The sequence below is a fragment of the Accumulibacter sp. genome (assembly GCF_032229525.1).
In the GTDB taxonomy this organism is placed as follows: domain Bacteria; phylum Pseudomonadota; class Gammaproteobacteria; order Burkholderiales; family Rhodocyclaceae; genus Accumulibacter.
The window spans coordinates 1-2,269 of sequence record NZ_JAVTWB010000017.1 but is presented as its reverse complement, the minus strand read 5'-3'; the positions used below and the strand labels follow the sequence as shown (position 1 = coordinate 2,269).

Here is a 2,269-nt window from a genome sequence, read left to right as displayed (position 1 = left end):
GCAACTCCCGGGTGGCGAACGGGCTGTCGGCGCGCTTCGGTGGGCGACCGCGACGGCGGGGAGGGGAGATGGCAGCGTCCATGAAGGTTATATTAGACCGTTCGTCTATTAAATTCAAGCCGATCTGCAAGAAAATCATCGCCGCCGCTCGACGGCTTGCGCTGCTGGACCCTCGAGCACACGCCAGCGCATTCGCGCAACGACGATCGCGCTGCTGATCGTGGCCGCACGCCTACCGCCCGGCATGCTGATTCACGGCTAAAGCGGTCGGAAGGGTTTCCGGTTGACAGGGGTATCGCGTGTGAAGCGCAGCCGCTGGCCGCGGCAAACAATGGCTGCGGAAGTCCGGTCAGCTTTCGTCGTCCACACGGGTCTTGAGCCCGCGCTCAACCCGTTCAAGGTTGGCGCGCAGCATGTTGCAGAACAGGCTGCCCTGCTCGAGCGCGTCGTCGAGCGCGACGTGACTGTGGCTGACCGGGTCGAACCACTCGGCCGGCATCGATTGCTTGCCGCTGGCGCGATAAGCTTGGCGCAGCATGGCCATGGCGTAGGTCTTGATGTCGATCGCCGAATAGCCGAAGGGGTTCTCGCCGGCGAACTGCGTCAAATACCAGTACACGAAGGAAAAATCGAAGACGGCGGGGTAAGCGACAAAGACAGGCTTGCCGGGAAGCGCCTTGAGCCACGCCAGGTAGCGCGGCATCGCCGCCCGTGGATGTTCGAGGTTCAGCCGGCAGGCTGCCCACGCTTCAGGCTGGGTCGCCCACCAGGCGGCGGTCCTGCTGTCGACGGCCAGTTCGGGAAGTGTTTCCAGATTGGCCGAGAAGGTCGACAACAGCGTCTTGTCCGCCAGGAAGGCCGCCGACCCAATGCTGAGCATTGAGTGTCTGCCCGCCACCGGGCCATCAGTTTCAACGTCGGTGCTGACGTAAATCTCGGACACGGGGAACCCCCACCCGATCTGCTGCAGTCATCCGCGAAGCTGTCGCCTAGAACGGGATGTCGTCGTCCATATCTTCGAAAACCGGGGGTTTCTTGGTCGGCGCAGAGCGTCCCGTGCCGGCGGCGGTTCCCCCCGCCGACGGCATGCTGCCGCCGTAGTCCCCTTCGTCGCTGGGCGGCGAACCCAGGCCTTCGCGACCGCCGAGCATCTTCATCTCGTTGCCGACGATCTCGGTGGTGTAACGTTCGTTACCATCCTTGTCCTGCCACTTGCGCGTCTTGAGGCTTCCCTCGACGTAAACCGACGAGCCCTTCTTCAGATACTGCCCGGCGATTTCGGCCAAACGCCGGAAAAACACAATGCGGTGCCACTCGGTGGCTTCTTTCTTGTCGCCGGTCTGCTTGTCTTTCCACGATTCCGAGGTTGCGATGCGAATGTTGCAGACGGCGTCGCCATTCGGCAGATAGCGCGTTTCCGGATCGGCGCCAAGATTGCCGACGAGAATCACTTTGTTGACCGAAGCCATGTTGCCTCCCTGGATGTGGTGTGCGAAAAGAGAAAAAGACGATTATAGAATCTAGGCCGGCACTTGCCGATTGCGCAGCGCCGGCATCGACATGGTCGTCGACAGCGACAGCCAGATAGCGGTCAGTGCCACACCGCAGCCCCAGACGGCGCTCGGGCCAACGTACTTGGCCAGGGCGCCACCGAGGACACCACCGACAAACAAGCCCAGCGCCTGGGTGGTGTTGTACACGCCGAGGGCGGCACCTTTGGCGTGCGGTGGTGCTATGCGGGCGATCAGCGAGGGCTGCGTCGCTTCCAGAATGTTGAAGGCGACAAAGAACAGCGTCAGCCACAGAGCCAGCCAGTAAAGCCCGCTCGAAAAAAGACCGAAGCCGACCTGCACGACCAGCAGGAGGGCGACCGCCGCGTTGAAGACCAGTTTCATGCGGCCGTAACGCTCGGCGGCGATGATCGCCGGCACCATGATCAGGAACGACAGCAGCAGCGCCGGCAGGTAGAGCTTCCAGTGTTCGCCGACTGGCAGACCGCCGGTGCTGATCAGTTGCGAGGGCAATAGCACCCACATCGAGGTGAGCATCAGGTGCAACGCGAACACACCAAAGTTCAGGCGCAGCAACTGGCGATTGGAAAGCACCTCGACGAAGCTCTGCCAGGTCGGCTGACGCGGCACAGAAGGTGCGGCTGGCACCACCCTGAGCACCACGAAAATAGCCAGCAAGGCCAGGCCCCCGGTCAGCGCAAAGATGCCGGGCATGCCGATGCTGACGTAGAGCAGCGGCGCGCCGACCATCGAGATGG

General features: G+C 62.6%; 4 protein-coding genes. 1 reads left to right on the top strand and 3 read right to left on the bottom strand.

What is annotated here, in order from left to right; all coding sequences use genetic code 11:
- Positions 1 to 218, top strand: a 218-nt coding sequence (locus RUW20_RS01500) for a hypothetical protein (RefSeq protein WP_313950423.1), incomplete at its 5' end; no start/stop codon positions are given.
- A 131-nt stretch (positions 219 to 349) separates the two neighbouring features.
- Here the strand turns inward: RUW20_RS01500 and RUW20_RS01495 are convergent.
- The 3 genes from RUW20_RS01495 to RUW20_RS01485 form a co-directional block, all read right to left on the bottom strand.
- Complete coding sequence (locus tag RUW20_RS01495; RefSeq protein WP_313950422.1) at positions 350 to 943, bottom strand: 3'-5' exoribonuclease domain-containing protein; 594 nt, start codon at positions 941 to 943, stop codon at positions 350 to 352.
- A gap of 46 nt (positions 944 to 989) precedes the next feature.
- A complete protein-coding gene (gene ssb / locus RUW20_RS01490) occupies positions 990 to 1,469 on the bottom strand; it encodes a single-stranded DNA-binding protein (protein WP_313950421.1) in 480 nt (159 codons plus the stop codon).
- A gap of 51 nt (positions 1,470 to 1,520) precedes the next feature.
- A partial coding sequence (locus tag RUW20_RS01485) for an MFS transporter (protein WP_313950420.1) occupies positions 1,521 to 2,269 on the bottom strand: 749 nt, incomplete at its 5' end.

Excerpts from the sequence above, each read along its gene's own strand:
- ssb (WP_313950421.1), bottom strand. The coding sequence starts at position 1,469 with ATGGCTTCGGTCAACAAAGTGATTCTCGTCGGCAATCTTGGCGCCGAT.